General features: G+C 42.5%; 30 protein-coding genes and 2 pseudogenes. 11 read left to right on the forward strand and 21 right to left on the reverse strand.

Features of this window, described 5'->3' with window-relative positions; genetic code table 11:
- The first annotated feature begins 596 nt into the window (after nt 1-596).
- The 4 genes and pseudogenes from Q0541_RS00005 to Q0541_RS00015 all read left to right on the forward strand — a co-directional run bounded on the left by Q0541_RS00005 (nt 597) and on the right by Q0541_RS00015 (nt 2,296).
- Nucleotides 597-920, forward strand: a complete 324-nt coding sequence (locus Q0541_RS00005) for a hypothetical protein (protein WP_298903980.1) — start codon at nt 597-599, stop codon at nt 918-920.
- A 367-nt stretch (nt 921-1,287) separates the two neighbouring features.
- Nucleotides 1,288-1,584, forward strand: coding sequence for a hypothetical protein (locus tag Q0541_RS00010; protein ID WP_298903982.1), 297 nt, complete (start codon nt 1,288-1,290; stop codon nt 1,582-1,584).
- A gap of 372 nt (nt 1,585-1,956) precedes the next feature.
- Nucleotides 1,957-2,133 (forward strand): annotated as a pseudogene (locus tag Q0541_RS34265) (DUF3011 domain-containing protein); the annotation flags it as partial.
- Between the two features lie 28 nt (nt 2,134-2,161).
- Nucleotides 2,162-2,296 carry a hypothetical protein gene (locus Q0541_RS00015; protein ID WP_298903984.1) on the forward strand — a complete coding sequence of 45 codons (135 nt, stop codon included), beginning with the start codon at nt 2,162-2,164 and terminating at the stop codon, nt 2,294-2,296.
- Between the two features lie 215 nt (nt 2,297-2,511).
- On the opposite strand, the gene Q0541_RS00020 is transcribed toward Q0541_RS00015, so the two are convergent.
- From Q0541_RS00020 to Q0541_RS00030, 3 genes are all read right to left on the reverse strand, one after another.
- On the reverse strand, nt 2,512-3,726 hold the full coding sequence (locus tag Q0541_RS00020; protein ID WP_298903986.1) for a glutathione S-transferase family protein: 1,215 nt from the start codon (nt 3,724-3,726) through the stop codon (nt 2,512-2,514).
- 112 nt (nt 3,727-3,838) lie between these two features.
- Complete coding sequence (locus Q0541_RS00025) at nt 3,839-3,997, reverse strand: hypothetical protein (protein WP_298903988.1); 159 nt, start codon at nt 3,995-3,997, stop codon at nt 3,839-3,841.
- 126 nt (nt 3,998-4,123) lie between these two features.
- Complete coding sequence (locus tag Q0541_RS00030) at nt 4,124-4,321, reverse strand: hypothetical protein (protein ID WP_298903989.1); 198 nt, start codon at nt 4,319-4,321, stop codon at nt 4,124-4,126.
- Between the two features lie 46 nt (nt 4,322-4,367).
- Between Q0541_RS00030 and Q0541_RS00035 the strand changes: the two genes are divergently transcribed.
- Nucleotides 4,368-4,838, forward strand: coding sequence for a hypothetical protein (locus Q0541_RS00035; RefSeq protein ID WP_298903990.1), 471 nt, complete (start codon nt 4,368-4,370; stop codon nt 4,836-4,838).
- 49 nt (nt 4,839-4,887) lie between these two features.
- On the opposite strand, the pseudogene Q0541_RS00040 reads toward Q0541_RS00035, so the two are convergent.
- Together Q0541_RS00040 and Q0541_RS00045 are read right to left on the reverse strand one after the other, a co-directional pair.
- Nucleotides 4,888-5,016, reverse strand: a pseudogene (locus Q0541_RS00040) (VOC family protein); the annotation flags it as partial.
- Nucleotides 5,017-5,571: 555 nt separating this feature from the next.
- On the reverse strand, nt 5,572-6,603 hold the full coding sequence (locus tag Q0541_RS00045) for a VOC family protein (RefSeq protein WP_298903991.1): 1,032 nt from the start codon (nt 6,601-6,603) through the stop codon (nt 5,572-5,574).
- Between the two features lie 1,124 nt (nt 6,604-7,727).
- On the opposite strand from Q0541_RS00045, the gene Q0541_RS00050 reads away from it, so the two are divergent.
- Nucleotides 7,728-8,915, forward strand: coding sequence for a calcium-binding protein (locus tag Q0541_RS00050; RefSeq protein ID WP_298903992.1), 1,188 nt, complete (start codon nt 7,728-7,730; stop codon nt 8,913-8,915).
- 266 nt (nt 8,916-9,181) lie between these two features.
- Nucleotides 9,182-10,633 (forward strand): PQQ-dependent sugar dehydrogenase, encoded by a 1,452-nt coding sequence (locus Q0541_RS00055; RefSeq protein WP_298903993.1) that lies wholly within the window; start codon nt 9,182-9,184, stop codon nt 10,631-10,633.
- A 146-nt stretch (nt 10,634-10,779) separates the two neighbouring features.
- On the opposite strand, the gene Q0541_RS00060 is transcribed toward Q0541_RS00055, so the two are convergent.
- Nucleotides 10,780-11,400, reverse strand: coding sequence for an rRNA large subunit pseudouridine synthase E (locus Q0541_RS00060; protein ID WP_298904048.1), 621 nt, complete (start codon nt 11,398-11,400; stop codon nt 10,780-10,782).
- Nucleotides 11,401-11,689: 289 nt separating this feature from the next.
- Nucleotides 11,690-12,454 carry a methyltransferase domain-containing protein gene (locus tag Q0541_RS00065; protein WP_298903994.1) on the reverse strand — a complete coding sequence of 255 codons (765 nt, stop codon included), beginning with the start codon at nt 12,452-12,454 and terminating at the stop codon, nt 11,690-11,692.
- A 177-nt stretch (nt 12,455-12,631) separates the two neighbouring features.
- On the opposite strand from Q0541_RS00065, the gene hisC reads away from it, so the two are divergent.
- Nucleotides 12,632-13,702: a histidinol-phosphate transaminase gene (gene hisC / locus Q0541_RS00070; RefSeq protein WP_298903995.1), complete on the forward strand. Its 1,071-nt coding sequence runs from the start codon at nt 12,632-12,634 to the stop codon at nt 13,700-13,702.
- A gap of 176 nt (nt 13,703-13,878) precedes the next feature.
- Here the strand turns inward: hisC and Q0541_RS00075 are convergent, their stop codons facing one another.
- The 6 genes from Q0541_RS00075 to hpxZ all read right to left on the reverse strand — a co-directional run bounded on the left by Q0541_RS00075 (nt 13,879) and on the right by hpxZ (nt 17,233).
- On the reverse strand, nt 13,879-14,463 hold the full coding sequence (locus Q0541_RS00075) for a GNAT family N-acetyltransferase (protein WP_366941787.1): 585 nt from the start codon (nt 14,461-14,463) through the stop codon (nt 13,879-13,881).
- Between the two features lie 269 nt (nt 14,464-14,732).
- The gene (locus tag Q0541_RS00080) at nt 14,733-15,548 is read right to left on the reverse strand and encodes a class I SAM-dependent methyltransferase (RefSeq protein WP_298903996.1); all 816 of its coding nucleotides are present in this window, start codon (nt 15,546-15,548) and stop codon (nt 14,733-14,735) included.
- A gap of 54 nt (nt 15,549-15,602) precedes the next feature.
- Nucleotides 15,603-16,079: an NUDIX hydrolase gene (locus Q0541_RS00085; RefSeq protein WP_298903997.1), complete on the reverse strand. Its 477-nt coding sequence runs from the start codon at nt 16,077-16,079 to the stop codon at nt 15,603-15,605.
- 254 nt (nt 16,080-16,333) lie between these two features.
- Entirely contained in the window at nt 16,334-16,600 is a 267-nt protein-coding gene (locus tag Q0541_RS00090) for a hypothetical protein (protein WP_298903998.1), read from the reverse strand.
- A complete protein-coding gene (locus Q0541_RS00095) occupies nt 16,578-16,835 on the reverse strand; it encodes a hypothetical protein (protein WP_298903999.1) in 258 nt (85 codons plus the stop codon). The genes Q0541_RS00090 and Q0541_RS00095 overlap by 23 nt, the downstream gene beginning before the upstream one ends.
- 11 nt (nt 16,836-16,846) lie before the next feature.
- The gene (gene hpxZ / locus Q0541_RS00100) at nt 16,847-17,233 is read right to left on the reverse strand and encodes an oxalurate catabolism protein HpxZ (RefSeq protein WP_298904000.1); all 387 of its coding nucleotides are present in this window, start codon (nt 17,231-17,233) and stop codon (nt 16,847-16,849) included.
- Between the two features lie 175 nt (nt 17,234-17,408).
- On the opposite strand from hpxZ, the gene Q0541_RS00105 reads away from it, so the two are divergent.
- A complete protein-coding gene (locus Q0541_RS00105; protein WP_298904001.1) occupies nt 17,409-17,666 on the forward strand; it encodes a hypothetical protein in 258 nt (85 codons plus the stop codon).
- Nucleotides 17,667-17,677: 11 nt separating this feature from the next.
- Here the strand turns inward: Q0541_RS00105 and Q0541_RS00110 are convergent, their stop codons facing one another.
- The 8 genes from Q0541_RS00110 to Q0541_RS00145 form a co-directional block, all read right to left on the reverse strand.
- On the reverse strand, nt 17,678-18,049 hold the full coding sequence (locus Q0541_RS00110; protein WP_298904002.1) for an MFS transporter: 372 nt from the start codon (nt 18,047-18,049) through the stop codon (nt 17,678-17,680).
- Between the two features lie 27 nt (nt 18,050-18,076).
- Nucleotides 18,077-18,853, reverse strand: coding sequence for a sulfite exporter TauE/SafE family protein (locus Q0541_RS00115; protein WP_298904003.1), 777 nt, complete (start codon nt 18,851-18,853; stop codon nt 18,077-18,079).
- Nucleotides 18,853-19,506 carry an HAD family hydrolase gene (locus Q0541_RS00120; RefSeq protein ID WP_298904004.1) on the reverse strand — a complete coding sequence of 218 codons (654 nt, stop codon included), beginning with the start codon at nt 19,504-19,506 and terminating at the stop codon, nt 18,853-18,855. The genes Q0541_RS00115 and Q0541_RS00120 overlap by 1 nt, the downstream gene beginning before the upstream one ends.
- A 146-nt stretch (nt 19,507-19,652) precedes the next feature.
- Complete coding sequence (locus Q0541_RS00125) at nt 19,653-20,639, reverse strand: DMT family transporter (RefSeq protein ID WP_298904005.1); 987 nt, start codon at nt 20,637-20,639, stop codon at nt 19,653-19,655.
- A 598-nt stretch (nt 20,640-21,237) separates the two neighbouring features.
- The gene (locus Q0541_RS00130) at nt 21,238-22,152 is read right to left on the reverse strand and encodes a TauD/TfdA family dioxygenase (RefSeq protein WP_298904006.1); all 915 of its coding nucleotides are present in this window, start codon (nt 22,150-22,152) and stop codon (nt 21,238-21,240) included.
- Between the two features lie 351 nt (nt 22,153-22,503).
- Nucleotides 22,504-23,304, reverse strand: a complete 801-nt coding sequence (locus Q0541_RS00135; protein WP_298904007.1) for an SDR family oxidoreductase — start codon at nt 23,302-23,304, stop codon at nt 22,504-22,506.
- Between the two features lie 25 nt (nt 23,305-23,329).
- On the reverse strand, nt 23,330-23,683 hold the full coding sequence (locus Q0541_RS00140; RefSeq protein ID WP_298904008.1) for a hypothetical protein: 354 nt from the start codon (nt 23,681-23,683) through the stop codon (nt 23,330-23,332).
- Nucleotides 23,680-24,627: a zinc-binding dehydrogenase gene (locus Q0541_RS00145; RefSeq protein ID WP_298904009.1), complete on the reverse strand. Its 948-nt coding sequence runs from the start codon at nt 24,625-24,627 to the stop codon at nt 23,680-23,682. Before Q0541_RS00145 ends, Q0541_RS00140 begins: the two co-directional genes overlap by 4 nt.
- Before the next feature lie 370 nt (nt 24,628-24,997).
- Between Q0541_RS00145 and budA the strand changes: the two genes are divergently transcribed.
- Together budA and Q0541_RS00155 are read left to right on the forward strand one after the other, a co-directional pair.
- Nucleotides 24,998-25,792: an acetolactate decarboxylase gene (budA, locus tag Q0541_RS00150; RefSeq protein WP_298904010.1), complete on the forward strand. Its 795-nt coding sequence runs from the start codon at nt 24,998-25,000 to the stop codon at nt 25,790-25,792.
- A gap of 23 nt (nt 25,793-25,815) precedes the next feature.
- A complete protein-coding gene (locus tag Q0541_RS00155; RefSeq protein WP_298904012.1) occupies nt 25,816-26,217 on the forward strand; it encodes a VOC family protein in 402 nt (133 codons plus the stop codon).
- Nucleotides 26,218-26,227: the final 10 nt, after the last annotated feature.

The following is a 26,227-nucleotide window of genomic DNA, read 5'->3' on the forward strand; positions in this document are numbered from 1 at the left end:
AACTGGTTTACAAACTGTTGTTACTGTACCTCATAAACCTGCAATACGCTGTATTAGCAGTTTGATTTGCACAGCCAAGGAATTTGCTCTCGGTATTCGCGGTCATTGGGGTATCTAAAATTGCCTTCATTGGGTGAAGGATGTTATTTTGAAAGAGGATAGTTCAACAATCCGTCTGGGCGACGCTCCGGCAAATCTTTCCATCATCAGAGCGTAGGCGTAGCCCGCCGTAGGCATCGCACTCAATATACTTCGTCGAAATGGTTATACTTCCATCACAATTGCCCAAAGATTTATTTCTCATGATATTGACAAACTACTTCATCTTGTGGAATGAAACAGCCCTGCTTAATAAGGAGGGATTAAGGGGGGTAATTGGACTTGTGTGTACACCGTAGCCCCTAGTAGGCGAGGGGAGCCTGTAGCTTTAGCTATAGGCGGGGTGAGGTTCTCTTATTGTGGGCAATTCAACGGAGATATCAGATTGAAAATCTCTTTCCCTGTCACCTATTTTCAAGCTAAATATCAGATTTTTCCGGTTGAGCCAAAATATAAGTGAATAATTACTTTACATTGAATATGTATAGCTAAAACTCATGGAACTACCCCAACGCGTATCAGTCCGCTACAAAGACGCGTCCTTCAATACTAATGAAATCCGCTTGAGAACCTTCCGGCTTGGGTTACAAATATGGGAAGAACAAACCAAACCTAGAAAAACAGAGCTTTATCAGTTTATATCGTCTTGCTTGAAACAAGTTGACCGCCAAGATCGTTTTATGTTTTCTCTACTGTTCATAGAATTAACAGACCTTATACGCAATTCTTCGTTGGAGAGAGGAACGAAAGAGGTTCTGATTAAAACAGCTTTTAGGGAGTTTGGTTGTGCGATAACAGATTTTGAAGACGCTGCCAAATAAAGTTGGTCATGGGGGTGCTGGTATTGCGTAGGCATAGCCAAACCCAGGCATTACCCTGAAGTATGAGGGAATGGGGGTTTCAAAACCTCTCTCCGCTTGCCTAACGGCAGGCTGACGCCAACGGGGAGAGGTTTGGAGAGGGGTCTTTAGTATACTTTACGACTGACTTTTTAAACATCCTCTGAGGGTATAACCCATCTCAGGTCAGGTTTTGACTGTTATCCGATTTCAAAAATCAAATATAAATCCTAGTAGTAGTGACAAAAGTAACTATTTAAACATGACTTTTATCACAGGCGTGTGCCTGATTATTCCGATTACATTGAGAATATACAAATCAAGTAATGCAAGGCACATTAAAGGATATATGAACCGCTTTAAATCTATTCTACTTGGAGGCTTATTAGCAGCTGCTTCAATTGCTGCTTTTTCTCAAAATGCTAATGCTGCTGAATTTAAATCTGAGCATGAGCATTTTAATCGTAATACTGTAGCTTTTAATAACAGTAAAGTTCAATACAAACGTCAAGTCCGTGAACAACGCGCTCGTGAATTGCGTGAACGTCAAGCTCGTGAACGACGCGCTCATGAATTACGTGAACGTCAAGCTCGTGAACGACATGTTCGTGAATTGCATGAACGTCAAGTTCGCTTTCATAACTAAGAAAAGAAATTCTCGCTCATATTACCTTAGGAGAGTAGCAATACTCTCCTTTTTTTTTCTTAGTATAAATCTGCTCAAATCAATGCCATTATTATCCTATAAATAAATCTATTAAATATCTTTGAAGATTGGGTTGCTGCCGAATTTAGCATTCAAAAAAGCTAAATTCAAACTCCAGTATTGGTTATCTATTTTATGGAAAATGTTACATATAATGCTGTTTAAAATATCAAGATTATTTGCATTCAATCTGATTTGAAAATTGGCTCTTAATACAGTTCGCTACAATTACTATAGTTTTTATTTTTTAATTTTTGAAGAGGTCTAACATTGAATATGGTAATGCGTCTTCCCATAGTTGCTGCCAGCTTCATGGTTGCCAGCATTAGTATAGGTACACTTTTGGGCGTTGCAGCTCCCGCTTCAGCTCAGGAGATAATCACTTGTTCAAGCCAGAATAATCACAGGAATACTTGTTCAATACCTACTAGAGGTAGAGTGAGGCTTGTTAGGCAATTGTCTGACGCCAGTTGTAGAGGAAATTGGGGCTATAGGGGTAATCGTATTTGGGTGAGAAATGGTTGCCGAGCTGAGTTCTCAGTTGGCGATCGCAGAAACGGCAGATATGACAGATATGACAGAAACGGCAGATATGACAGATATGACAGATAGGAAATTGGGTATTTGGGGTGATCGTAGCGAAACGGTCTAATTAAATGCGATTGCCTGTAATCCTTGTACAGCAATAGTTTAAGCAAGGTGTATCTGGGGTGATATCAGGCTAATTCCTACTTTCAATCAGCAACACCCAAATTCTAGCTAAAGTTATAAGCTCCGGCTCCCCTCCCCTAGTAGGGGAGGGGTTGCTCTTGAGAGGTCACGCAGGAATCACAAGTAATTTACCGGACATGATATCACCAGCGATCGCTAATAAAGAGATGCCAACACCTTATCTGCTGCTGCCCGGAATGCAGTTGCTGCACCAGCACTCATATCGCGTGGCGCACAGATGCGATTTCTCACATAGGCGAGCGTGATCGCTCCAACCGCAGACACAATCGGATCGGCATTGTCTTTGTCGCCCACGCGCCCCCACGGTAATGCTGCACCATTCGCATTCATGAGATAGTCAGCCAGCAATCTGAGGTGAAAATCAACCGCTTCTTTAACGGCTGTTGTGTCGCCATTGACCGCTAATGCTTGCACCCCGGAGTTTTTCAGGATGTCTCCTAAAGCAACTTCTCGGTTATCAGTCAACCTCTCAGCCGCTTCTGCCCGAAATTGGATTTCTTGGCTAACTGCTGGGTCTGGGGGCAAGGGATTGCCGATTGGTGTCATGCCCCATCTGCGAAGCACGACTAAATTGTTGGTCGTATCATCCGATTTGACGCGGTGATAGGCGGGACGCTGTTTAAGTGCTTCAAACCAAGCGTTGATGCGAGGATACCGGGGATTTCCCTTGAGTTGATATCCCCGATAAACGGGTAAGTTAGCTGCCAATCGGTCTAAATGAGGACTATAACTAATATCTACCACGCTAAAGGTTGACAAAAAGTAGGGGCCAGGATACTTTCCGAGAAATTGCTCCAGTTCGTCTAATTTCGCTTCAAAAGCTGCCTTTAAGCTTGCTAATTCATGAGGATCTTCAGGGGCTTCTCTAAGAAATTTGTAGACGATATGTACACCATTGGTTTCAGCATCCTCAAGCCACTGCCTAGCAACGGCGTTTTCCTCTGGGTCTTCAGGGAGCAAGGTAGGCCCAAATCGTTCTTCTAATGCTAACAGAATGTCTTTGGATTCATAGACTAACTTTCCCTCAATTTTGGCAGCCGGGACAACGGTTGTGGTAACTAAATCGGTATACCATTTAGGTTTGTTAGTCAAGTCGATAAACTCTGTTGCAAAAGGAATTTCTTTTTCTTCTAGAGCAAACCAAACCCGTTCGCAAAATGGACACCAAGAGTTAGTATCCCGGTAGAGCAGTACTGGTGGTTCAGTATCTGGGGGCAGTTTATGAAGACTGCTAGGGATGGGAGCAGTAGAAGGGGACTGTCCTGGTCTACGCACCCGTCGAGCAGAGGTATTTTTTTGAGCAATTTCTAACAGTTGTTCCCAATTAGATACTGTGTCTTGAATTGACATATTTCACCTGAGTTTAAGTTAACTTTTTTAAGGTGGGCATTATCCCAACGATATAAGATACGAACATTTTAACCATTACAAGGACGTAGAATTTAGAAGCTCCAATTGTCAGTCAAACACTTGATTGACTATTTGCATTGATTAATCGCATTAGTAAAGCTTCCATCCATAAAGGTTTCACGTTAACTTTCGTTGCGATGACGTCTGCACGATAAAATGTGCCGGCTACATCTTGCTGGGAAGCGATCGCTTGTGGGAAAATCGGCAGCACTTGCGATCGCCGCTGTTTTAACCCTTCTTTGGCCTCTTTAAAGACAAAGGTTTCATCAATTGCAATTGCTTTTGCATAGTTCTTTGACCACGCGTCTATATGCGATGCTTGCCAATCTTGCGATTTCTAGATGCGGCAGAGGAAGTCTGCGATCGCACTCGGCGCTGCGACAATCGTAAAATTGCCTGAGAGAATGTTTTTCGCTGATTTGAGTACCTTGGCTCCATCTTTCTGGGCTTGCTGGATTGCATAACCGTAGGTAGCCCAGGCATCTAAATCACCTCTGGTGAAGGCAGAGAGTCCGTCTGGAATAGTTAGCGCCACGGCATTTTAGATTTTGGATTGAGAAAGTCTTACCCAGACTACCGCTATGAAGACGAAAGACCGCTATTTTGTTTACTGGAAAACTCTATCTTTGATATTTTTATATTTGAGTTTGGATGAAACATTTAGTTTTCACGAGATTTTGATCATTCCGTCAGTGCGAGAATCGCTTCATCTCAATCCTGTATTTTATGAAACCTGGGTTATCCCTGGTATTGTTTTAGTGGGAGTTTTTGCATTTAAATATCTAAAATTTTTGCTCCATCTCCATTACAAGACTCGGTATTTATTTCTGATTGCCGCAATTGTTTATGTGGGTGGAGGCTTAGGTATGGAAATGGTGGGTGGAGTTTTGAGAATAGATTTTGGGCGACGTACCATAATATCGTTAACTGGCATAATTCTTGAAGAGTCTTTGGAAATGGTCGGAATTGTGATTTTTATTTATGCGCTACTAACTTACCTTAGTAGCTTGAGAGAAAGCATTCAACTGAAAATCTATGTATCTGAAAAGTAATATGAAGTCCAGATAATCATATGATGTCCGGCAAATTAACTAATCATGGCTACTTAGCTTCTAGCAAAGTCCAGAAGTAGCCATCTGGCGCAACAAAAGAGAAACTCATCTTGCCAAACTGATTACTAATGATGTCTGTAACTTTTTGTGCAGTACTTGCTTTGATGCGATCGCAAAAGAATTGTCAGCCAACTGTAGGTTTTTCTTTTACTGTATCAATATTCTCTTTGATATCAACATAAATAGGAGATATAGCAATCCGATTTGATTTTTGAAAAAATCTAAGTATATGTAGGGTGTGTTATCGCGTAGCGTAACACACCTAGAATCAGAGGTGGTGCGTTAGCCTTTGGCTAACGCACCCTACGTATATTTCAAAAATCAAATATCAGTCCTATAGTTGGAGTCGTTATGGGGTAAAGCTGTGGTTGCTTATGATTGCCTGTTTGCTTTCTGATTTCGGTAGATTCAGCAAGCAAAAAGGCATATTGCTTACTCAAAAGGCTTGATTGCTTTCTGATTTCGGTAGATTCAGCAAGTAAAAAGGCATATTGCTTACTCAAAAAGCTTGTTGCTTTCTGATTTCGGTAGATTCAGCAAGTAAAAAGGCATATTGCTTACTCAATTTACCTGTTTAGTGTTTAAAGATAAAAATTAGATTGCTCAATAGTCATTAATCATGGGGCATTGAGCATTAGTTATTCTCCCCTGCCTCTTGCCCCTTTGGCACTAGTTAATTACCTTCTAGCAAAGTCCAGAAGTAGCCATCTGGCGCAACAAAGGAGAAACTAGTCTCGCCAAACTCATTACTAATAATGTCTGTAACTTTTTGTACAGTACTCGCTTTGATGCGATCGTAATACTCCTGTATTCCCTTAACTCGATAGGTATATAAAGACATACCCAAGCTACCTGGTTGGGCTGCCTCAAAGCGCGATTCTAAATTAATATCTTCTGGGAATCGAATGATGTAAAGCCTGCCACTGCGTGCAGCCATCAGGTCATACTTAGAAGAACGGGGATCATCAAAGGTAGTGACAATAAACTTTTCACCAGGGTTAAGGTCAAAAATATCTCGACCTGCTGGCGAAGATTCATAGCTAGTTTCGACACCATCACGCACACGTAGCAAACCCAAAACTTCTTCATAAAACTTCAGGGTTTCTTTGCTGTCATCCTGAACGATGATTCCCATATGGGTAAACTGACTAGCCTTGAGAGCAGCATTATGGTTAACTTGTCCGTAATCCGGTAGTGTATAACCAAACCGTTGAAATAAAACCTGTCGAGCTAAGGGTTGCAGTAGCAGCATTTCTCGCACACCAACTGCTGGCTCAATAAAAGGACGGCTTTTCCTCTCTTTGTTGTAGATGACTTCCCAATAAGGGTTAGTGTGCCTAATAGGCAAACCTGCGGCTTTTGCATCCTCTATATGATTTAAGATACTTAAAATATCCGCTGTTAAGGTTGTTGCCCAACGATTTCCTTTAATTTTCATCGACGCTGTTCCCAAACCTTGATGCGTGGGGTTTTGCCAAACCATCAACCGAATCAAACCATGATCTGAATTTTGATGGTAGAGGCGGATTGAGCGTAAAGATGAATTTACCCCATATAATTGATTGGCTACATCTGCGGTTAATTCACCCACTTGACCAATGCGATAGCCAAATTGCTCCCAATACTGAATTGCAGAAATTGGCTCTGGGATGCCGATACAGACTTCATAGATCCCTTCAATTGCAGTTTGTTGTTCTTGAGTCATAATCAGTGCTGAGTTAGGAGTTATTAGTTTTCCTCGTACCCATGCTCTGCATAGGAACGAGAGAAAAGCAAGGATTCGAGTATTCAAAACGACTTTTTACAGCAGTTTTTATTTAAGTAAGTCGGCTAGAAAAATTCAATGTATATGAAGAAATATAAATTGTCAGTAGGGTGTGTTAGCCTACTCTGTAACGCACCTTGAATTGTTGACAGTGCGTTGTTGCATAGCACAACGCAATGCCAGTTGCTACAACGGATAGCGCAGCGTAAAGCCTGCTGCATAGCAACTTTTAGAGAGCCTAATGGGAGGCTCCACCTCAAGACTTGCGGCAGAGCCGCTATGAGGTACATTTCCAGCTAGAGGCTAAAAACGAGGTTTTAAAGGAATTTTAGCTTAAGTTGACACGTATGAGCATTGCTGTGCCTATAGGGCATGGTCTATTTACCTAAAAATAGCTGTAAACATTTATAAAATTTATGTAAAGCTTAAGTATTATTAAGCTCCAAAGTTCTCTGGAGTAACTATAAGTTTAAATTATCTATTTTAGAAAGCATTTCTTTAATATAAAAGTGTTTTTTTTACCAAAAAATTTGATATTGAAATCTAACTTAACGACAATACCACCTTAAGCTGAAAAGTATCGCAATATTTACCAAAAAAATCAGTAGTTTTGAAAAAATATTTGATTAAAAGTTACAAGCGTATTTCAATGTATTATAAATCGCATTTATTTGAGATTTTGAAGATTTGGTAAAGAAGCTTACATAACCTTTCCCTCGTGATAATTAAATAATTACAGCTTGGTTAAAAAAATGTGGAGAAAAAAACAAAATATTTGACCTAATTACTTACCATTTGGGTAATCCATTCAGGCATTTTCAGAAAATAAATTATCTAATTTTGTAAAGTAGGTGTCTCGTTCACCCGTAACCAAAGCCGGGTTTTTCGACCCAGCCCACAATAAATAGTTAGATATTTTTTTATTTGGAAATCCGTAACCAAATCAATAATTAATGTTTTGTAAATAGGATTACGCAAATAGCAAGTAATCTACATTGAACTAATGAATAGTTCTTTGACTGAGGCTGAACTTACGTATTCGTGAGAAATTCAGGAGAAATAACATGGCATTTATTTTCGGCACTACAAGTTCTGACAATCTCTTTGGGACTTCGGGAAATGACACCTTCAAAGGTAGTCAGGGTAACGACAGCATTAATGGTGGAGATGGCTTTGATACAGCAGACTACAGTCAACTAGGTCAAACTATTACCTTGTCAGGTGTCGGAACTATTAAAAAAGCTGGTGGATTGGGGCAAGATCAACTCTTTAAAGTAGAAAAGGTTATTGCTAATGCTAATGTTGCCAACAACACCATAGATGCATCCCAATCTTTGGCTGGGGTATTTATCACCGTTAACCTGCAAACCCAAAGTTTGGCTGCCAATAACGTTCCTGGGTTGGGAAGATTGCCATTTACTGTAGTCAACTTTGATAATGTCATCGGCACAAATGCAAATGACATCATTGTTGGCGACAATCAAAATAACCGATTATCCGGTAATAACGGCAATGACACACTTGATGGCGGCACAGGTACTGACACCTTGAATGGGGGAGCAGGCAACGACACTTACATTGTTGACACTACTACTGACATCATTACGGAGGCTGTTAATTCAGGCACAGATATCGTCCGGTCTTCTGTCACCTACACACTAGGCGCCAATATAGAGAATCTGAGGCTGACGGAAAGTAGCGACATTAGCGGGACAGGTAACAGTCTTAACAACTTACTTTTTGGTAATACTTCTAACAACACTTTGAATGGTGGAGGAGGCAATGACACTCTAGATGGTAATAATGGCAATGATATCCTCAATGGTGGTGACGGCAATGATAGTCTACAGGGCGGGCCAGGCAATGACATACTCAATGGAGGGGCTGGAGACGACATCCTCATTGGTGTTTTCCCTGGTAGTCCGCTTCCACCTGGATTAGGGGAAACTGATAACTTCACTGGCGGGCCTGGGGCAGACAGATTTATCTTGGGGGACGCTGTAAATGCTTTCTACGACGATAACAATACTGCGAATCCTGGTTTTGGGGACTTGGCTAATATTACTGACTTCGACCCTAGCCAAGATCGAATTCAACTCAATGGACTTCCACAGGACTACCGCCTGCAAGTTGTTGGAAGCAACACACGAATATTTTTAGACAAACCCGGAGCAGAGCAAGATGAAATCATAGGTATTGTGCAGGGGGTAGTGGGTCTCACACTTAGTAGTAACAACTTCACTTTTTTATGAGCTGGAAAATGCTGGAGAAGGTACAAACAACACACTCGGTAGCGCTGAAGGGTTGAGTTCCTTATCATCAGGCTCAGACGTTAATCTTTCAGCTCAGTTAGCAACAGTTCAACCGGGGAACACGGCAATGTGTCCCCCCTTACCCAACAAGAGATTATTTAGCAAGTCAGTACCTATTGCTCATTTTATCCCGTAATTTCTAAAGCTTTTTCCCTGATCAACAAGATTTAGCCACAAAATCATCTGACTATTTGATGAAGAAAATAATGAATAGCACTAAATCATTCAACCAAGTTAAACGCAGATTTACTGATAAGTTCGTTCTCAAAACGTGCTTTTTAGTTGCCAAAACACTGTTATTTACAATAGTGATGTTAAATAATGGCACTATTGTTGTAAATGCTGCACCTCAAGCCTTGCGTTCTGATATTAAGATTCGCAAGATTATATCTACGTTATCGACGATCTCTCCTTCTGTTCGGATTGCAAAAGATCCACGAAACAATACCCTCTATTACTTAAAAAGAAATGGTGAGATTTATCAAGTTAATTTAGTCTTATCTACTAGTACACTTGTCTACAACTCTAGTAATCATAAGCTAGGTGAAACTCAAGGTATGGCTATTGGTCCTGACGGGACAATTTATTTAGTTGGCAATGCAGACCTTGTGAATGACCAGACCAAAGCAATTATTGTTAAAGGCGTAATTAACTCAGGTACAGGAGAGCGCATCTGGTCTATTTTGGCTACGAGTGCAGGCTATCCCAAAAGTAAAACAGCTTATGACCATCGCTTCAACGGCGTGGTTGTTAGCCCAGATGGTAAGTTTATCTATGTGAATAGCGGTTCTCGTACCGATCATGGTGAGGTTCAGTCTGCTGGTGGTCTATATCCCAATACTCGCGAAGTAGGATTAACTGCCTGTATACTCCGCCTTCCTAGTAATGGCCAAAATCTCTTTCTTGCAAACAATCGAGCAACCTTAAAGACAGCTGGCTATATTTTTGCAGAAGGAACACGCAATACTTTCGATATGGCCTTTGCGTCTAATGGGGATTTATTTGGCACCGAAAATGGTCCCGATCGCGACATGTCAGAAGAATTAAATTGGCTACGTCTAGGTCATAATTACGGCTTTCCCTGGCGTATAGGCGGGACAGACAATCCCCAACAATTCCCGAATTATAATCCTCTCAAAGACCTTTTGCTAAATCCTAAATTTGGCGCAGTTACAAAAGGCTACTATTATAACGATCCAAGCTTTCCGGCTCGGCCTAATATCACCCTGACTGAACCAATTCGTAATTTGGGACCGGACGCAGACAGTTTCCGCGATCCTCAAGATGGCAAAGTCAAAGACGCTAGTGTTCTTGGGCAAACTTTTAGCACTTTTACAGCACACCGTTCTCCTTTGGGGTTAATTTTTGAAACACAAGGAGCAATGAGTCCGGAATTCAACAAAAATGGATTCGTATTGGGTTGGACACCAGGCGACCCCACTGGCGAAACACTAGCAGGCCCTTTTAAAGATCCCAGCCAAGATCTGTTAGATTTGAAATTGATTAAAGTAGGAACTACCAACTATCAACTTCAAGCCAAGCGCATTGTCCAAGGCTTCAGCAATCCCATTGATACTGAGATTATCGGCAATAAGATTTATGTACTGGAATACGGTGGGATTCAAGGAATTTGGGAAATTTCTATGCCTATAAAGTAAATCTCAATTTAGTTTATATTGTTCAAAGTTTTGGTTGATATAGCCAGAATGCGTAGGCGTAGACCGTCGCAGCGATCGCATCCCAAATGTGCAAAATGCCCCTCAGACTGAATGTCCCTGGCTCACAATAGAAAGTCGAATTCCTGTTAAAAAGCATTCGCCTTTGGAGGAAAACTTTTTGATTTACTGAAATTATGCAAAAATTGCAGTTCAGATGTAGTGAGGTCGCGCCATTGACCCAATTGTAGGTCATCTAATTGTAGGTGGGCTATGCTGACCCTGACCAGTCGCAAAGTCGGAAACCCAACAGCCGCAGTCATGCGCCGTACTTGGCGGTTTTTTCCCTCTGTTAAGGTCATTTCTAGCCAAGCTGTCAGTACATTTTTGCGAAATCTAATCGGCGGGGTGCGTTCAGGTAGCTCTGGCTCTTTTGGTAAGAGCCTAACTTCTGCTGGTTGAGTGCGGTAATCTTGAATTTCCACACCTGTTTGCAACCTTTTTATCGCATCTGCATCTGGAATTCGCTCTACCTGTACCCAGTAAGTACGTTTATGACCAAAACGCGGATGGGCGAGGCGATGTTGCAATTGCCCATCGTTCGTTAACAGCAGCAACCCTTCACTATCCCAGTCTAAGCGTCCTACAGGATACACATCAGGGACATCAATATAATCTTTCAGGGTGCTATGTGTGGGAGCATCTTTTGTAAACTGGCTGAGAACGCCATAGGGTTTGTAAAAAATAATATATCGGTAATGATTTGTCATTGGGCATTGGGCAAATGGCACTAAGAAAAGTCTAAAGGCTTGTGTCACCTCGTTAAGAGTCTTACAGCTATTTACCTGAAAATAGCTGTAAGACTGGGAATGTATTCCTGTGGGCCGTCTGGTCAAGAAAGAGGAGGCAAAGCCTCCAAGGCTCTTAACCAGTCAGGGCAAGGGCTGTATTTTAACTTAGTGCCATTGGGCATTGTTATTCTTATTCTTCTCTTGCTCCTCTGCTCCCTGCTCCTATTCTCTAACGGGACTTAAACATTTTTGAGGGAGAAATAAACCTTCAAATACGCCCCCACATTAAGATGCGTTTATAGGGGAAAAAGAACGGACGCTCATCTTCTAGCAACTCGAACAGTTTCTGCTGATAACGTTCTACAAATCGTTCATAGGTTTGGGCATCTAGCTGCGATTCATATGCTGTTAGCAGTGTCCCACGATACCACTCTACTACGGCTTCTCGTGAAGGCAGCACATGTCCATAAATCTGAAGCTTTACTTCTTGCTTCACAAACCCCAATTTATAAAGCAGTTTGGCGTATGTTTCTGGAGAAAGTACCTCTAAACGCCGCACATATCCTCCCAATTCTTGATTAAATTCCTTTGCAGTCTCAACTGCTATCTTATGCACTGGCTCATTATCCATCGTTGGTATTTGTATAGCAAGCTGTCCACCAGGTTGTAACTTGCCCCGCAATTTCTCAAATAACGCCTCATGTTTCGTCAACCACTGCAATGCTGCATTAGAAAATATCACATCAAACTCCCCATCTCCTGGGTTTTCCTCAATTTTTCCTTGCTCAAACCGTAGTCCGTTACCTTCAAACTGACGAGCCTTTTGCAGCATTTTCTCAGAAGCATCTATCCCTAAAGTCTCCTGTGCTGCTAAGGTGTCGTGCAGATACTTCGTTAACTTTCCGGTTCCACATCCTAAATCGAGAACTCGTAAGTTTTCTTGCCGATGTACCATGTTTACCAAGTCGTAGAACGGACGACTTCTTTCGGACTCAAATCGTTCGTATAGTTCTGGATTCCATTTATCTGGCATCTCTTGATAATTCCTAATTCGTAATTTGTAATTTGTAATTTATAAAGCCGTATTTTTTGATGTAAATGACAAAAAACGATATCGTCAGAAATTGTGGGTTGAAATTTGCTTAAGATACGCACCCAATACTTCTCTACGAGAGGTTGCACCAACGACGCCGCTCAGTACAAGTGCCCTATGACTAACTACTTTCGCTCTAATGTTAATGCAATGGCTAGCTACATTCCCGGTGAGCAGCCCCAACGTGGTACACAGATAATTAAACTCAACAGTAACGAGAACCCCTATCCTCCTTCCCCTGCGGCACTAGCTGTGCTACAAAATATCGATGGCGAGTGGTTACGGCGGTATCCAGAACCTTTCGGGGGAGAATTCCGGCAAGCTGCAAGCAAAGTTTTAGGAGTTCCTAGTGATTGGATCATTGTCGGAAATGGCAGTGACGAATTGTTGAGCGTGATAATTCGAGCCTGTGCAGAACCTGGGAAGAAAGTAGTTTATCCGATGCCAACTTACGTGCTATATCGCACATTAACAGAAATGCAAGCTGCGGAAATTATTGAGATTCCCTACAGCGAGGACTACAGTTTACCTTTGAAAGAACTGGTTGCTGTGGATGGTTCTGTGACATTCATTGCGTCGCCTAATAGTCCATCGGGGCATGTGGTAGCAACAAATGATCTACGAAAATTAGCCAGCCAGTTATCTGGAGTTTTAGTGGTTGACGAAGCATATGTAGATTTTACCGAAGAAAATGCATTGGCTTTGGTAAAGGAATACGAAAACGTCATCGTAATTCGCACACTTTCTAAAGGGTACTCGTTGGCGGGATTGCGGCTGGGCTTTGGGGTGGCGAATCCCAAACTGTTGCAGGGGTTGTTTAAGGTGAAGGATAGCTATAATATTGATGCGATCGCTTGTGCAATTGGCTCTGCTGCTATTACCGATCAAGCTTATAAAAATGCTTGTGTGGCAAAGATTAAAGCATCGCGGACTAAGTTAGCAACAGACTTAAAACAATTAGGTTTTCATCTTTGGGATTCTCAAGCTAACTTTTTGTTGGCACAGCCAAGAGAAGGAAACGCAGAATATCTCTATCAAAAACTGAAGGAACGGGGTATTTTAATCCGCTACTTCAAGCAACCTGGACTAGATGATAAATTACGCATTACTGTTGGCACTGATGAGCAAAATCAGGCTTTAGTGGAGGCGTTGATTTATTTGTTAGAGACTGATACCAATTCTGTATGAAGATGCGGCAAACTATATAACAAACGAACCGCAAAGGGGAGGCAGCGCGGTCTTGGGGGTTTCCCCCATGAGCGACTGCCGTCGCAAAGGACACAAAGAAAGAAAGAAAGAAAGAAAGAAATTTAGCGCAGCCTCACAAAGAAATGGTATGAGAACGAGAGGATCTAAAACCTCGGCTACGCCTTGAATTTTGACTTCTCTGCTTCTGATAAATTGCTTGTTGCAAGAAGTTTACTTTCTGAGCGCTGCACAGCATATATATAGTGCGGTATGTCGCGCCAGAGTATCTCCTTAACGACCTTGAGGCCGTTCTTCTGGGCTACACGCCGAGAGGGAATGTTTTCTGGACGAATCAGAGAAATAACGCGATGCCTACGGCGGGCTACGCCTACGCAGCGTCCCAGCACGTTAAAGGCGTAGTCCTGGCAAGCATATGCAGCTTCAGTTGCGTAACCCTGCATTTGTTGATCGCGGCGGACATGATAACCAATTTCGAGTTCTCGGTGTCCCTCGACTTCCTGCCAAACTAGTCCGCAGTCGCCGATTACCTCGCCCGTCGCCTTGAGAGCCATCGCCCACAAGCCGTGGCCGTGCTGTGCGTAATTGCGGCGCTGCCGATCAATCCACTTTTGCACCATCTCCCGGTCAAACGGCTTTGGATAGTAGCGCATCGACTCTGCATCACCGAGGACAAGCAGTAGCGCGTCGAGGTCAGAAAGCGTCATTTCCCGCAATAGTAGGCGATCGGTTTCCAATATCATGAGAGTTCAATCCAATCTAAGTACAGCATTTCATTAATTCGTAGCGAATTAAATTTGGCAATACCCTGCAATGCCAACGCATCGGCTTACATTGTTAATGCAATACCCTGCAATGCCAACGCATCGGCTTATATTATTAATGCATCGCCTTGCATTGTTAATGCGTCGGCCGCATTGTTAATGTATCCCGATACAATGCCAATGCATTCCTTTAAAATGTTAATGCGTTCTCCTGCATTAAAAACGCTACGTTTCTATGCAAAACTGTATTAAGTCCAGTTGCGTACTACAACAATCTTGAACTTACTTTCACCAGACAAATCGTAGTCTAAAGAGCCGTAGTGTTGCAAAGCCCAGTCTTGCAAATCTTGAATTGCACGGGCAAAGATATCATCCGGGATGTGCCAGGTATTGCGATAAACTTTGTTTTTATGATATTCAAGCAATTTGTTCACAGTCAGTTCAGACTGCCATTTAGCTGCAACCACTGTTTCCAAATTTGCTCCTTGTTCGCGCAACTCACCTAAAACCTCTTCTTGTGTTGCACCATAGCCAGGTAAAGGGTAATCATAGCTAGCAATAATATCTTGCCAACGTTGCTGAAAATCAAACCTACCCTGATTCACATCTTCATTAACTTTGCTGAAATTCATATTACCGTGAGTGTAGAGGTAAATTCCCCCTGGTTTGAGGACTCGGCGAATTTCTGCTAGTGCTTGCTTCCAAGCAGAAACCAAGTGAAATACATGAACTGTCAACGCCACATCAAAAGAGTTATCAGCAAATGGTAGAGAAGTTGCATCTCCCTTGACTGCTGTAAGTTGGTGAGACACACCCTCTAGCTTTTGGTGCAACTCAGCTAGCATTTTTTCAGAGATATCGACACCAGTGTAAGAATAGCCTCTTTTTGCGATCGGGATAGCAATTCTACCAGTGCCGATACCTGTTTCATAGAATTTGGTTTCTGCTGTTGCTGAAACTAGATTGAGGATAAAATCTGTGATTTGCTCAGAAATACCTGGGGGTAGTCCCCGTGTGGCATCGTAAATATCAGAAACGCGATCAAATGAAATTGTTGCAGCCATGTATTTTTTATCCTTTCGTGATGGTTATTGACAAAGGCAAATCCAGTGAGATGATTAAGAAAATTGCACTTTACCAAGTTTTTTTAAAGCAAAGAATAATGAACTAATATGTAATGTTTGCAGCAATATACTATTATCAATATTTGTTATTAGCTTTTCTATAGGCAATAAAACTACATCAATTTGTTCTGTAACATCTAACTTCAAATCAGTTACACGTTCTACATCTGTTGCTAAAAAACAATGGGTTAAATTGGTATGATTCGCTGGGTTGGGTGATAGTATACCAGTTTCAATAAAATTATTGCTAGTGTAACCAGTCTCTTCCAATAACTCGCGTTTTGCTGCTGTTAGTGGCGAAATATCTTCTACCTCTACAGCACCGCTAGGTAATTCTAAAATTGTTTTTCTCAGACCGTGGCGATATTGCTTTACTAAAACCACTTCCTGATTTTTGGTTAAAGCTACAACATTTACCCATGTTGGATATTCCAGAACATAATAGGGGTCAACTATTGTTCCGTTAGGCATTTGGCAAGTATCAGATCGGACTGAAATCCATCTATCTTTGACTAGATGTCTAGATTTTAATACAATCCAATCAAATGAATGTACCATATTTTAAATAATTCGTATGGTCTGGTAAAAAAAGCAGTTACAGTTTCAATAAACTTTTTTCTTCTAAATAACCAAGATTGCTACGGTCATGCTCATCTAATCCTCCCACAACTTCAACTGATTTATCAAATTTTTGGGCAATAATCTGGGCAGTTTCTATAGCTTCTCTACTCCACCAAAACTTCTCGCAGCACAACTGTTATATCCTGCAATGCACGTTCGCCATCGCCAACAAAAGTTGTACCGTGCATTGTCGCCAGTGTACCTGGCTTGAGTGCTGCCAACTCTTTGAGAATGCGTTGGCGCAGTCCGCCGCAGGCATCGGTATGTGTTGTGTATGCTATGTAATTGGGAGAAGGACTGGCTTCATAATTGACGATTGTTTGACGGAACCGTTCAATCACATCAGACTCAGTTAATGGCAAGCCATTCATTTAGCGATCCACATTCGTCAGCTTCAAAATGGCTAAAGCTAATCCAGCGAATTTGTGATGGGTCAATGATCTTTGCCACTGCATCACGTACCAGTGAAAACATTCCCTTTAGACCCGTATGAAACAATAATGGTTCTTCGTCTTTCACTAGAAACTGGATGAATTGCATATCTATTTTTGGGTCATAGGTTGAGATGCGATAGATATCTGGGGCAATTTCGGTAATGCTAGTCATAGTTTTTAAATTCACACTGGCAATAATGAAACATGTGCTGAAACTACCTTCCATCCTTCGGTAAACCTGTACCAAGTCTGGCTTTGTCGCCCGAAACGCTCTACACCATTAATATTGCGGCGAAACTCTAAAGTTACTGTTGCTGCATCTTTGCCAAAGGTCACAACTTTGAGATTTGAGATTTCTCGCTCTATTTTCGGGCTTGGTCGATTCTGGCGAAAGTTACGAATTTCATCGCCGCCATAGAGGTTTTCTGTGATCCCAAACCGCACCACTTCTGCCGCATCCCAAAACAAGCTATCCATCACCTCCAAATTGTTCTTGCAAAGGGCTTCTTCATACTTGAGGTACAAATCAGTTACTTCAGTTACAACAGTAGGATCATTTACGGTAGTCATATCGCTGCGCTCTAATTCGTAATTGTTAATTCGTAACACGTAATTGCACTCCGCGCATAAATAAGTTTACTTGAATCAGCAAGGCACGTATTTTTTTGTTCTTCATCAATGAATAGGGGGCTATCATACTTGAATTAATATGAGTTCGACGAACTAAAAAACAGCAGGGAAGTGTTTGGGATACATATCAAGTGAGGGTTTTGTAGGCAATTATCATTGTTATTTCGGCGACCGCATTTGTTATTTCGGCGACCGCATTTGTTATTTCAGCGATCGCATTTGCTATTTCGGCGATCGCATTTGCTATTTCGGCGATCGCATTTGTTATTTCAGCGATCGCATTTGCTATTTCAGCGACCGCATTTGCTATTTCGGCGATCGCATTTGCTATTTTGGCGACCGCATTTGTTATTTCGGCGACTGCAATTGCTGATTGCGTCCATCCTAAAGCAACTTAAGACAAAGACCTCTTGTTGGTTTATAAACAAACTCAATAGTATTATTCAAGGCCAGCCAAGTCAGAGCCAAAGACTGAAGCATCCCCAGAATCTGGGCAACAAGCAGAATGCGGTGGCGGTTGGTGCGATTGGCAACAATTCTACCCAGAAGAATCAAAATAAGAGTGGGAATTTGGCTAGCAAAACCTACCAGACCTAGCAACCAGGCAGAATCGGTGAGGCGATACACCAGCCAACTAGTAGCCACCTGGGTCATTGACGTACTAATTAGAGAAATTGCCTGACCTATGTAGTACAGGCGAAAATTTCTGGAACTAATAGCACGAAGCATGACCTGCGATTTTGTTGATGCTTCCATACATTACCCCTCAGTAGTTCCCAATCCTTAACCGTGAATAAAAAAGTAGGCAGTCATACTGAAGGCAACAATCATGACAAATTTCCGAATTAAGTGCGGTTCAAGTTTACGAGCATAATGGGCACTTAAATAACCACCAAGAGAGCCACCTACTGCCATCAAAATAGCTTGATGCCAAGCAATCACACCTGCAAAAATAAATGGAATAATTGCAATACCATTAATGCAACTTCCTAAAAATGTCTTAAAGGCATTCACGGTATGAATACTTTTGATACCTAAAAATGTCAGAGTTGCCAGCATTAAAATTCCTAAACCTGCGCCGAAAAAACCGCCATAAATTGCGATCGCTAATTGAGCCAGTACCAAATTAAATAAGGGTACAGATTCAGGCGATGACTTCTGGCTTTGACGCTGTAACCACTTTTTGAAAGGTTCACCAAAGGTAAACATCAGGGTTGCCAGCAGTAACAGATAGGGAATAAGCTTTTTAAACACATCTGGAGAAGTATATAACAAAGCTACAGAGCCAATTACACCACCAACTAAACTGACACCACATAAAAGTAAAAAATCTCGCCGCTCAATGTCTAAATCTTGACGATATGCTCCAGCACTTGCTAGAGCAGCCACCCAAATCGCGGTATTATTCGTGGCGTTAGCTGCGATCGGGGATACACCCGTAAAGATGAGAGTTGGAAAGGTAATAAAGCTTCCACCACCCGCGACAGCGTTTAATCCGCCTGCAATGAAAGCGGTACTAAACAGAAGTAAACTATGGAAAAGTGTTAAAGATGGCGGCATTATTTACGAATTATTAATTTGGGAATATCACTTGGAGAATGAGCAATCAAGTCAGCACCATGAGCTTTCAATTCCTCCTCAGTTCCATAGCCATAGGTAACGCCAATTGAAGCAATGTGATGGTGCTTGGCTCCAATGATGTCATGTGAGCGATCGCCTACCATCACCACAGTGGAGGGTAAAAGTTTTTCTGTTAATAAAATATGGTGAATTAAGTCGCCTTTAACGCTTCGACTTCCATCAAGTTCACTACCGTAAACACCATCAAAAAGCAACGACAAGTCAAAATATTCAATAATCCGCATAGCATAAATGTATGGTTTGGAAGTTGCGACAAAAGTTTTATAACCAGCAAAACGAATGGCTTTTAGAATTTCTGGAATCTGCGGATAAAGGGAGTTTTCAAATAATCCAATGGTGGCAAAGCGACGGCGATACAGTGAAATAGCCTGTTCAATTACTGTGCCATCTAAGGTCTTCAATAATTGCGAAAAGCTATCTTTCAGTGGTGGGCCAATACACCAATACAATTCATCAGCTTCCGGTGGTTTGTAACCGAGTTCAGATAGAGCATACTGAATGCAGCGAGTGATACCAAGTTTAGGATCTGTTAATGTCCCGTCTAAATCAAAAAGGACAGCGGAGGAAGGCATATCTTATACCAATCCGTAATTAACAAAGTCAGATTTGTTCTGGATTTACAGGAGAGCATCTGTAGCTTGATTTTGGACAATTGGTATTACATAAAATATTCTAAAAGCTCCAATCCCCGCTCTCCAGTCCCCAGCTTGATCACAATTTAACTTTTATATTTGAGCGATTTTACAAAACCTTCGGCACTAAGTAACGCAATCCCCAATGTGACAATACCAATCCCCACGCTCTGAATCACGTTTAAAGTTTCGCTAATCGTTACCCATGCAACTAATGCTGTCAATGCTGGACTGCTAGAGCCAATTATGGAGGCGGTAGATGCGCCAACCATCCGAATCCCCACATTGTTTAGAGTGTGTCCGAGAAAACTGACCAGACCGGAAAATATGCTGCCAATCCATAGAGGTGTCCAGTCAAGTTGGGCGCTCTTAGCTGGCCAGAATAGTAAGCTAACACCGGAGAGAAGTAGAGTACAGGCAAAACTGATCCAGGTAAAGGGAACTGGATGGAATTTTTCTAAACATTTTTGAGCAATGATGCAATAAAAGGCGTAAACGATCCCAGCACTAACACTAGCGAAAATGCCGATCGCAATGGTATGACTGCTGTAGGTGGCAGAAGATTGGGGAATGGTGAGAGCGCTTCCTACCAGAATAATTCCCATCACTAGCCAACGGAACAATGTGGGGCGATCGCCAAAAAACCTCCAGGACAGCAGCGCTGTAAATACGGGATAGGTGAAGAAGAGAGTCAAGGCAATGCCTGTGGGAATTAAGCCAATAGCAATGTAGAGTGAGGCAATATACACAAACATCAGTACCCCACAGCCAAGAGCTTGGATTAGAATATCCCTGCGTTCATGTAGTACGCTGGAGGCGGCATTGCGATTGAATAAGTCTTTTAATTCTTTAAGAGCAGATGGATATAGCTTGAATGATAGAGATGCCATGAGTGGAACTACGAGCAGCATTCGCATGAACATCAGCAAGAATGAATTCTGCAAATCTGGTTTAACATATCCACCGAGTAAAAATAAACCGAGTACAAGATGTTCTGAAAACAAAACTCGGACAGTAACGTTGTGAAACGTCAAAACAAAGGAGGATAGTAGAACCGTTAGGATGCCCAACACTATAAAAAGTTTCCCTAGAGACGACCTGATTGTATTGTTAAAACCTAACAAATCAGATGAAGTTTGAGGAAATCAAAGCCGTCGCTTCAAAAACACTGCCAATTGTTCATGAAAGTCTTGCTTATTAAGACTCTGGTATTGTTACTTGCATAGAGGGTCGATAGAAAAGCGCGATCGTTATTAGATACTGAGTTCAGAATTCAGGAGTCACGAGTCATTAGTCAGTAGAAAGTTAAGTCAGCAAAAGGGAATGGGAGGTGAGGGGGAGCAAAGAAGTAGGGAAGTGGATTTCAAAGACTCATTAACGGAGTTCAAAGACTCGTCGGCGAGTATCAAAGACTCGTCGGCGAGTATCAAAGACTCGTCGGCGAGTATCAAAGACTCGCCAGCGAGTATCAAAGACTCGCCAGCGAGTATTAAAGACTCGTCGGCGAGTATCAAAGACTCGTTAGCGAGTGTTAAAGACTCGTCGGCGAGTATCAAAGACTCATTCACGAGTATTAAAGACTCGTCGGCGAGTATCAAACACTCGTGAACGAGTATCAAACACTCGTCGGCGAGTATCAAAGACTCATCCCCTATTCCCCATGCCCAAGTATTACGCAGTCACCGCCTCACGTCGGTTGTACTGAGAAGCGTCTCCCTTGATAGCCTCACTTTGTTTACCATCGATACCCACTGGGAGATCCCCGACAATTGTCACTCGTTGAACGTGGCGGGGCTGGTCGCCGTAATCTGCGATCGCATAATGTTGAGTAGCCCGGTTATCCCAAAAAGCTACGTCACCAACTTGCCAACGCCACCGGACTGTGTTCTCAGGACGTGTTACATACGCTTGTAACAGTCGCAGAATATCATCTGATTCAGTTGTTGATAAGCCACGGAACTGGCGCACAAATCCGCCGATGAATAACCCCCGCTCCCCAGATTCGGGATGGACGCGTACAACTGGGTGCAGAGTCTCGTATACAGTCGAGGTGAAGACAGCCCGGTAAGCCTTGGCATCTTCAGGTAGGTCGAATGCAGTTGCATAGTCGAATTTGTTGCTGTGTACTGCCCAAAGTTGGTCTGCAAGATTACGCAGATGGGTAGGTAAATCTTGGTAGGCAGTTACAGAGTTTGCCCAGATTGTGTCGCCACCAGTCGGAGGAATGTCAAGCGCTCGTAAGATAGAGCCGAGAGGAGGACGGTCTACGAATGTCACATCGGTATGCCAGCTATTGGCGCGGGAAGTGGTGCGACCATAATTCAGGTCTAAGATTTCTGGATTTTCTGGAAGCGCTGGTACAGTTGGGTGGGCTGTAGTGACTTCACCGAAACGACGAGCGAAGGCGACTTGTCCAGCAGCATCGAATTGTTGCTGATCACGGAAAAATATCACTTTGTATTTGACTAGAGTCTTGCGAATATCGCTGATGATGTCATCGCTGAGGTTAGAACTCAGATTAACACCAATGATTTCAGCACCGATACGTCCTGCAACTGGTTTGATATCAAAGTATTGAGAACCCATGTTTTTTATCTCCAAGAAGTTTATGTTTGGGACTAGCCTTTTTAAGGTGGGTGAAAATTTGGATCAAAAAACTCCTCTTTAACCTCTTAACTCTGTGTTGCGCCAGTTGCTTTAAGTCGGGGAACCGCAAGGGCGCACTGGCTTCTCTGTGCCTCTGTGGTTAAATAAAAGATTTTTTAACCGCAGAGACGCGGAGGGCGCAGAGAGAAAAAAGAGATTTTACAAGTCACCTTCCAAAGACTAATGTTTTTATTTAGGTAGTCAGCAGTCATTCAATTTTGGATTTTAGATTTTTCTTTCAATCCAAAATCCAAAATTCAAAATCTAAAATTGAATGACTTCTTTAAGCTGCTAAACACCAGGGGTAGATCCGCCATCAACGATAATCTCTGTTCCTGTAATCGATGCAGCTAGATCAGACACCAAAAATAACGCTAGCGCAGCAATTTCTTCTGGCTGGGCGATTCTTTTTAAAGGAATACTTTGGATGTTTTGTGCCTTCACTTGCTCGACAGTGATTCCTTGCGCTTGGGCATTTTGCTGGGCTAAAGTCTCAGCACGCTCTGTAGCTGTAGCACCGGGCGATATGGCATTAATACGAATGTTGTACTCGGCTAACTCTTTAGAAATGCCCTTTGTGAAGTTGAGCAGAGCTGCATTGCTTGTGCCACCAGCTAGGAAGTTAGGACGAGGTGTCCGTCCTGCACCGCCGACTATATTGACAATCCGCCCATCACCCCGACTTTTTTGATGGGGGACGACGGCTCTAACTAGGCGGATGTAGCCTAATAATTTTAAGTTCCAAGCATCCAAAAATAAATCATCAGTTGATTCAAGGAAAGACCCAGCACGGGCTGATCCGGCATTATTAATCAAGATATCAATCTGACCAAACTGGGCCAAGGTGGTTGAAACAACTTTCTCAACATCCTCTGCTTTTGTTAGATCGGCGCTGATAGCAATTACTTTCGCCCCTAGTGTGGGTAGAGACTGGATGTCAGCTACTGCATTTTCTAATCTTTCTTGATTGCGGGCTGCGATCGCTACATTCACACCCTCACTATAGAGTGCTTTGGCGTTGGCTAAACCAATTCCCGCACTTCCTCCGGTGACGATCGCTGTTTTACCTGATAGTTTTAGCTCTAAACTCATACACAGTTACGCTCAAAAATGTAATTTACTTGCGAACCAATAATATTGCCGATTGAGAGCCTGTATTGTGGATATCCAAGATGACTTGGCTTTCCCCTGATGTACAACCCAGAAGTATTTTGATTTCTGTATCCCGTTTTTCCAAGTCAACACTACAGATGACGGCGGTGACTTTTTTACCAGACAAACTACCTATCCAGACATCAATATCGGCTGCATCCCCAGAGCGAGTATTTTCCAAGTATCCATAGTCCAGTGGATAAACAAAGGATGGATAATGTGGATGTGATGTCCCTTTTGGGCGATCTATCTTGAGATTACTAGCGGCTACAAGCTGATCTAGTTTGAACCAGAAGTCAGCATAATTCGTAATACTCAATTGGAAATGTGCAATACAGCCTTGCCAGGAAAACGCCTGTCGAGTAGTTGTTGCGCTACATCAGCTATTTGTGTCCAAGAAGCTTCTAAATCAATGTGAGGACGCAACTGACCTGCTTCTACTAGACTCAAAAGCCGTTTTAGACCGACTGCGGCTGATTCAAATCTCAGTTCATCGAAAAGACGTAAACCATACAGGCTTACACTACCAGTCCCAAAGAATTGGCCAGCGTTGAATGTCACTTCTGTTCCCCCAGACACTCCATACAACACAGTTTTTCCATCCTGTGCCAGTAAACTAAGGGCTACCCCCAAAGTCTTACCACCCACTGACTCTATAATTAGATGATAGGGGCCATACTCGCTTGCGGGTGAGAGGTCTTCGCTAATCACCACCGATTGTGCCCCTGCTTCCTTGACCAGAGTCTCATAGCCAGCTTGCCGAATGTGTGCCACGACGTGCGCCCCTGACAGCCGCGCCAATTGGATAGCAAAGTAACCAACACCTCCTGATGCACCTGTAACCAGAACTGGGCGACCTAACAGCGAACCGCCTTTAAGCACAGCATGATACGCGGTTAAACCTGCTACAGGCAGTGTGGCGGCTTGAGCAAAGGATACCGATGGCGGCACTTCTGCTAAGGCGTTGGTGGGAACAGACACGAGTTCTGCCCAAGCACCGGCACGGCGAAAGCCAACTACACGCGCCCCTTGGGGAGGCCCTGAACCATCGGTAGCGGGGGTTTCCACTACACCTGCCAAGTCCCAACCAGGCTGCCAACCAGCCTCAGCAGAAGTTGAACGTTTCACCTCTCCCCGATTCAGGGAAATTGCTGCCACTTTGACTAGTGCCTCATCTGGGGTAGGCGTTGGTGCAGTCACTTCACTCAGTGCCAAACGCCCCGGCACATTGGGATCAACAATCACAGCACGTATTTTACTCATAGAGAATGCCTTGGCTTAGAGATGAATTTCTAGATCGGTAGTTCACAATGTACTGCCTACAATAATAAACTCGACAGATTATCTAGTCCCTCTTAACCCCAAATCCCTACAACTAGGTTAATGATATTTAACAAACTACGGTAACTAGATGGGTTTATAGTATTTTAGAGGACGTAGAAAGAAAACTATCACAAGACAGACAAAAGAATCAAGCATTCTGCGAAAAGATTTGTTTCATCAATGCTTGCATTTATTGCTACGTTGTAAGCTAGTCGCGGTCAACCTGCTACTCTATGATCAGCCACCTTCCAGGCGTCTAGGGATTTTACTACGTAGTACAGGAGTATTCAAAAGTAAGAATTTTTATCTGATGAAAATCAAGCGTTATTTCTGGATAACTATTGTAACCATCACTGCACTATTAATTGCTATTTTGCCAGGGAAAACTCAGCAAAGTACGTCATCAAATATCCTATTTCAAACCTCTACAATCAGCGCTTTGGCAGTAGGAGTTTTTGACGGTAATACTAATTTTAAGCAATTGAAAAAATCCGGTGATTTTGGTTTGGGAACAATGAATTCTCTTGATGGAGAAATGATTGGATTAGATGGCAAATTTTACCAGCTTAGATCTGATGGAGTTGCCTCTCTCATTCCTGATTCCATGACAAGCCCTTTTGCGTCAGTCACCTTTTTTAAACCACAAACATTAATTAATCTAGAAGGGCAGATTAATTATCAACAATTGCAGCAATCGCTAGATCAGCGCTTACCGTCTAAAAATTATCCTTATGCTATTCGCATTCAAGGTAATTTTCCTTATCTAAAATTTAGAAGTCTTCCCAAACAAACCCCACCCTATCGCCCTTTAGCAGAGGCGCTTAAAGAACAATCAATTTTTGAGTTAAGAAACGTCAATGGTACTTTAGTGGGTTTTCGTACACCCAAATATATGCAAGGAGTAAATGTTAATGGCTATCACTTTCATTTCATAACTGCAAATCGGAAAACTGGAGGACATCTTTTAGATGGAGAATTCCAAAATGCTAAAGTAGAACTTGATACTCTATCAAAGGTTGAGATAAATTTGCCCAAAACTGCTGAATTTGACCAAGCTGATTTGGGAGATGGCAAACCTACTAAAATCAACAGAGTTGAACGGTAACTAAATATTTTTGGATTAAAGCTATGTCACTACCAGAAACTATTGCAAAAGAAAAGGATACCCGTCCCCCAGTGGCGATTGGTCATGTGAGATTATATGTGAGTAATGTACCGGAGGCTAGCGATTTTTTCATCAAGATAGGGCTGCGGCTGATCACCCAATCAGAACAATTAGCTGTTTTAGAATTACGGGGAGGAACGCACTTAGTTTTGAGAACAACTTCAGAGGCGATCGCTCCTGGAATCAATGCGCCTTTTGATCTGATGGTAGATGATGTTTCCGTCACCAGAGATACTTTTAGGAAGTGGGGACTGACTGTTTCTGAAATCGAACCAGGCAGAATCCACAGTTCATTTACCTTGACTGCGCCAGACGGCTATCTATTGACGTTAACTTCCTCACATACAGGTGGTAGAGAAGTTTAACAATGTTAGT

Origin of the sequence: uncultured Nostoc sp. (genome assembly GCF_937863485.1) — a bacterium.
Classification (GTDB): Bacteria; Cyanobacteriota; Cyanobacteriia; order Cyanobacteriales; family Nostocaceae; genus Nostoc.

Coding starts and splice junctions, on each gene's coding strand:
- Q0541_RS00005 (WP_298903980.1), top strand. CDS start 597: ATGGAACTACCCCAACGCGTATCAGTCCGCTACAAAGACGCGTCCTTC.
- Q0541_RS00010 (WP_298903982.1), top strand. CDS start 1,288: ATGAACCGCTTTAAATCTATTCTACTTGGAGGCTTATTAGCAGCTGCT.
- Q0541_RS00015 (WP_298903984.1), top strand. CDS start 2,162: ATGGTTGCCGAGCTGAGTTCTCAGTTGGCGATCGCAGAAACGGCAGAT.
- Q0541_RS00020 (WP_298903986.1), bottom strand. CDS start 3,726: ATGTCAATTCAAGACACAGTATCTAATTGGGAACAACTGTTAGAAATT.
- Q0541_RS00035 (WP_298903990.1), top strand. CDS start 4,368: ATGAAGACGAAAGACCGCTATTTTGTTTACTGGAAAACTCTATCTTTG.
- Q0541_RS00045 (WP_298903991.1), bottom strand. CDS start 6,603: ATGACTCAAGAACAACAAACTGCAATTGAAGGGATCTATGAAGTCTGT.
- Q0541_RS00050 (WP_298903992.1), top strand. CDS start 7,728: ATGGCATTTATTTTCGGCACTACAAGTTCTGACAATCTCTTTGGGACT.
- Q0541_RS00055 (WP_298903993.1), top strand. CDS start 9,182: ATGAATAGCACTAAATCATTCAACCAAGTTAAACGCAGATTTACTGAT.
- Q0541_RS00060 (WP_298904048.1), bottom strand. CDS start 11,400: ATGACAAATCATTACCGATATATTATTTTTTACAAACCCTATGGCGTT.
- Q0541_RS00065 (WP_298903994.1), bottom strand. CDS start 12,454: ATGCCAGATAAATGGAATCCAGAACTATACGAACGATTTGAGTCCGAA.
- hisC (WP_298903995.1), top strand. CDS start 12,632: ATGACTAACTACTTTCGCTCTAATGTTAATGCAATGGCTAGCTACATT.
- Q0541_RS00075 (WP_366941787.1), bottom strand. CDS start 14,463: ATGATATTGGAAACCGATCGCCTACTATTGCGGGAAATGACGCTTTCT.
- Q0541_RS00080 (WP_298903996.1), bottom strand. CDS start 15,548: ATGGCTGCAACAATTTCATTTGATCGCGTTTCTGATATTTACGATGCC.
- Q0541_RS00085 (WP_298903997.1), bottom strand. CDS start 16,079: ATGCCTAACGGAACAATAGTTGACCCCTATTATGTTCTGGAATATCCA.
- Q0541_RS00090 (WP_298903998.1), bottom strand. CDS start 16,600: ATGAATGGCTTGCCATTAACTGAGTCTGATGTGATTGAACGGTTCCGT.
- Q0541_RS00095 (WP_298903999.1), bottom strand. CDS start 16,835: ATGACTAGCATTACCGAAATTGCCCCAGATATCTATCGCATCTCAACC.
- hpxZ (WP_298904000.1), bottom strand. CDS start 17,233: ATGACTACCGTAAATGATCCTACTGTTGTAACTGAAGTAACTGATTTG.
- Q0541_RS00110 (WP_298904002.1), bottom strand. CDS start 18,049: ATGGAAGCATCAACAAAATCGCAGGTCATGCTTCGTGCTATTAGTTCC.
- Q0541_RS00115 (WP_298904003.1), bottom strand. CDS start 18,853: ATGCCGCCATCTTTAACACTTTTCCATAGTTTACTTCTGTTTAGTACC.
- Q0541_RS00120 (WP_298904004.1), bottom strand. CDS start 19,506: ATGCCTTCCTCCGCTGTCCTTTTTGATTTAGACGGGACATTAACAGAT.
- Q0541_RS00130 (WP_298904006.1), bottom strand. CDS start 22,152: ATGGGTTCTCAATACTTTGATATCAAACCAGTTGCAGGACGTATCGGT.
- Q0541_RS00135 (WP_298904007.1), bottom strand. CDS start 23,304: ATGAGTTTAGAGCTAAAACTATCAGGTAAAACAGCGATCGTCACCGGA.
- Q0541_RS00145 (WP_298904009.1), bottom strand. CDS start 24,627: ATGAGTAAAATACGTGCTGTGATTGTTGATCCCAATGTGCCGGGGCGT.
- budA (WP_298904010.1), top strand. CDS start 24,998: ATGAAAATCAAGCGTTATTTCTGGATAACTATTGTAACCATCACTGCA.
- Q0541_RS00155 (WP_298904012.1), top strand. CDS start 25,816: ATGTCACTACCAGAAACTATTGCAAAAGAAAAGGATACCCGTCCCCCA.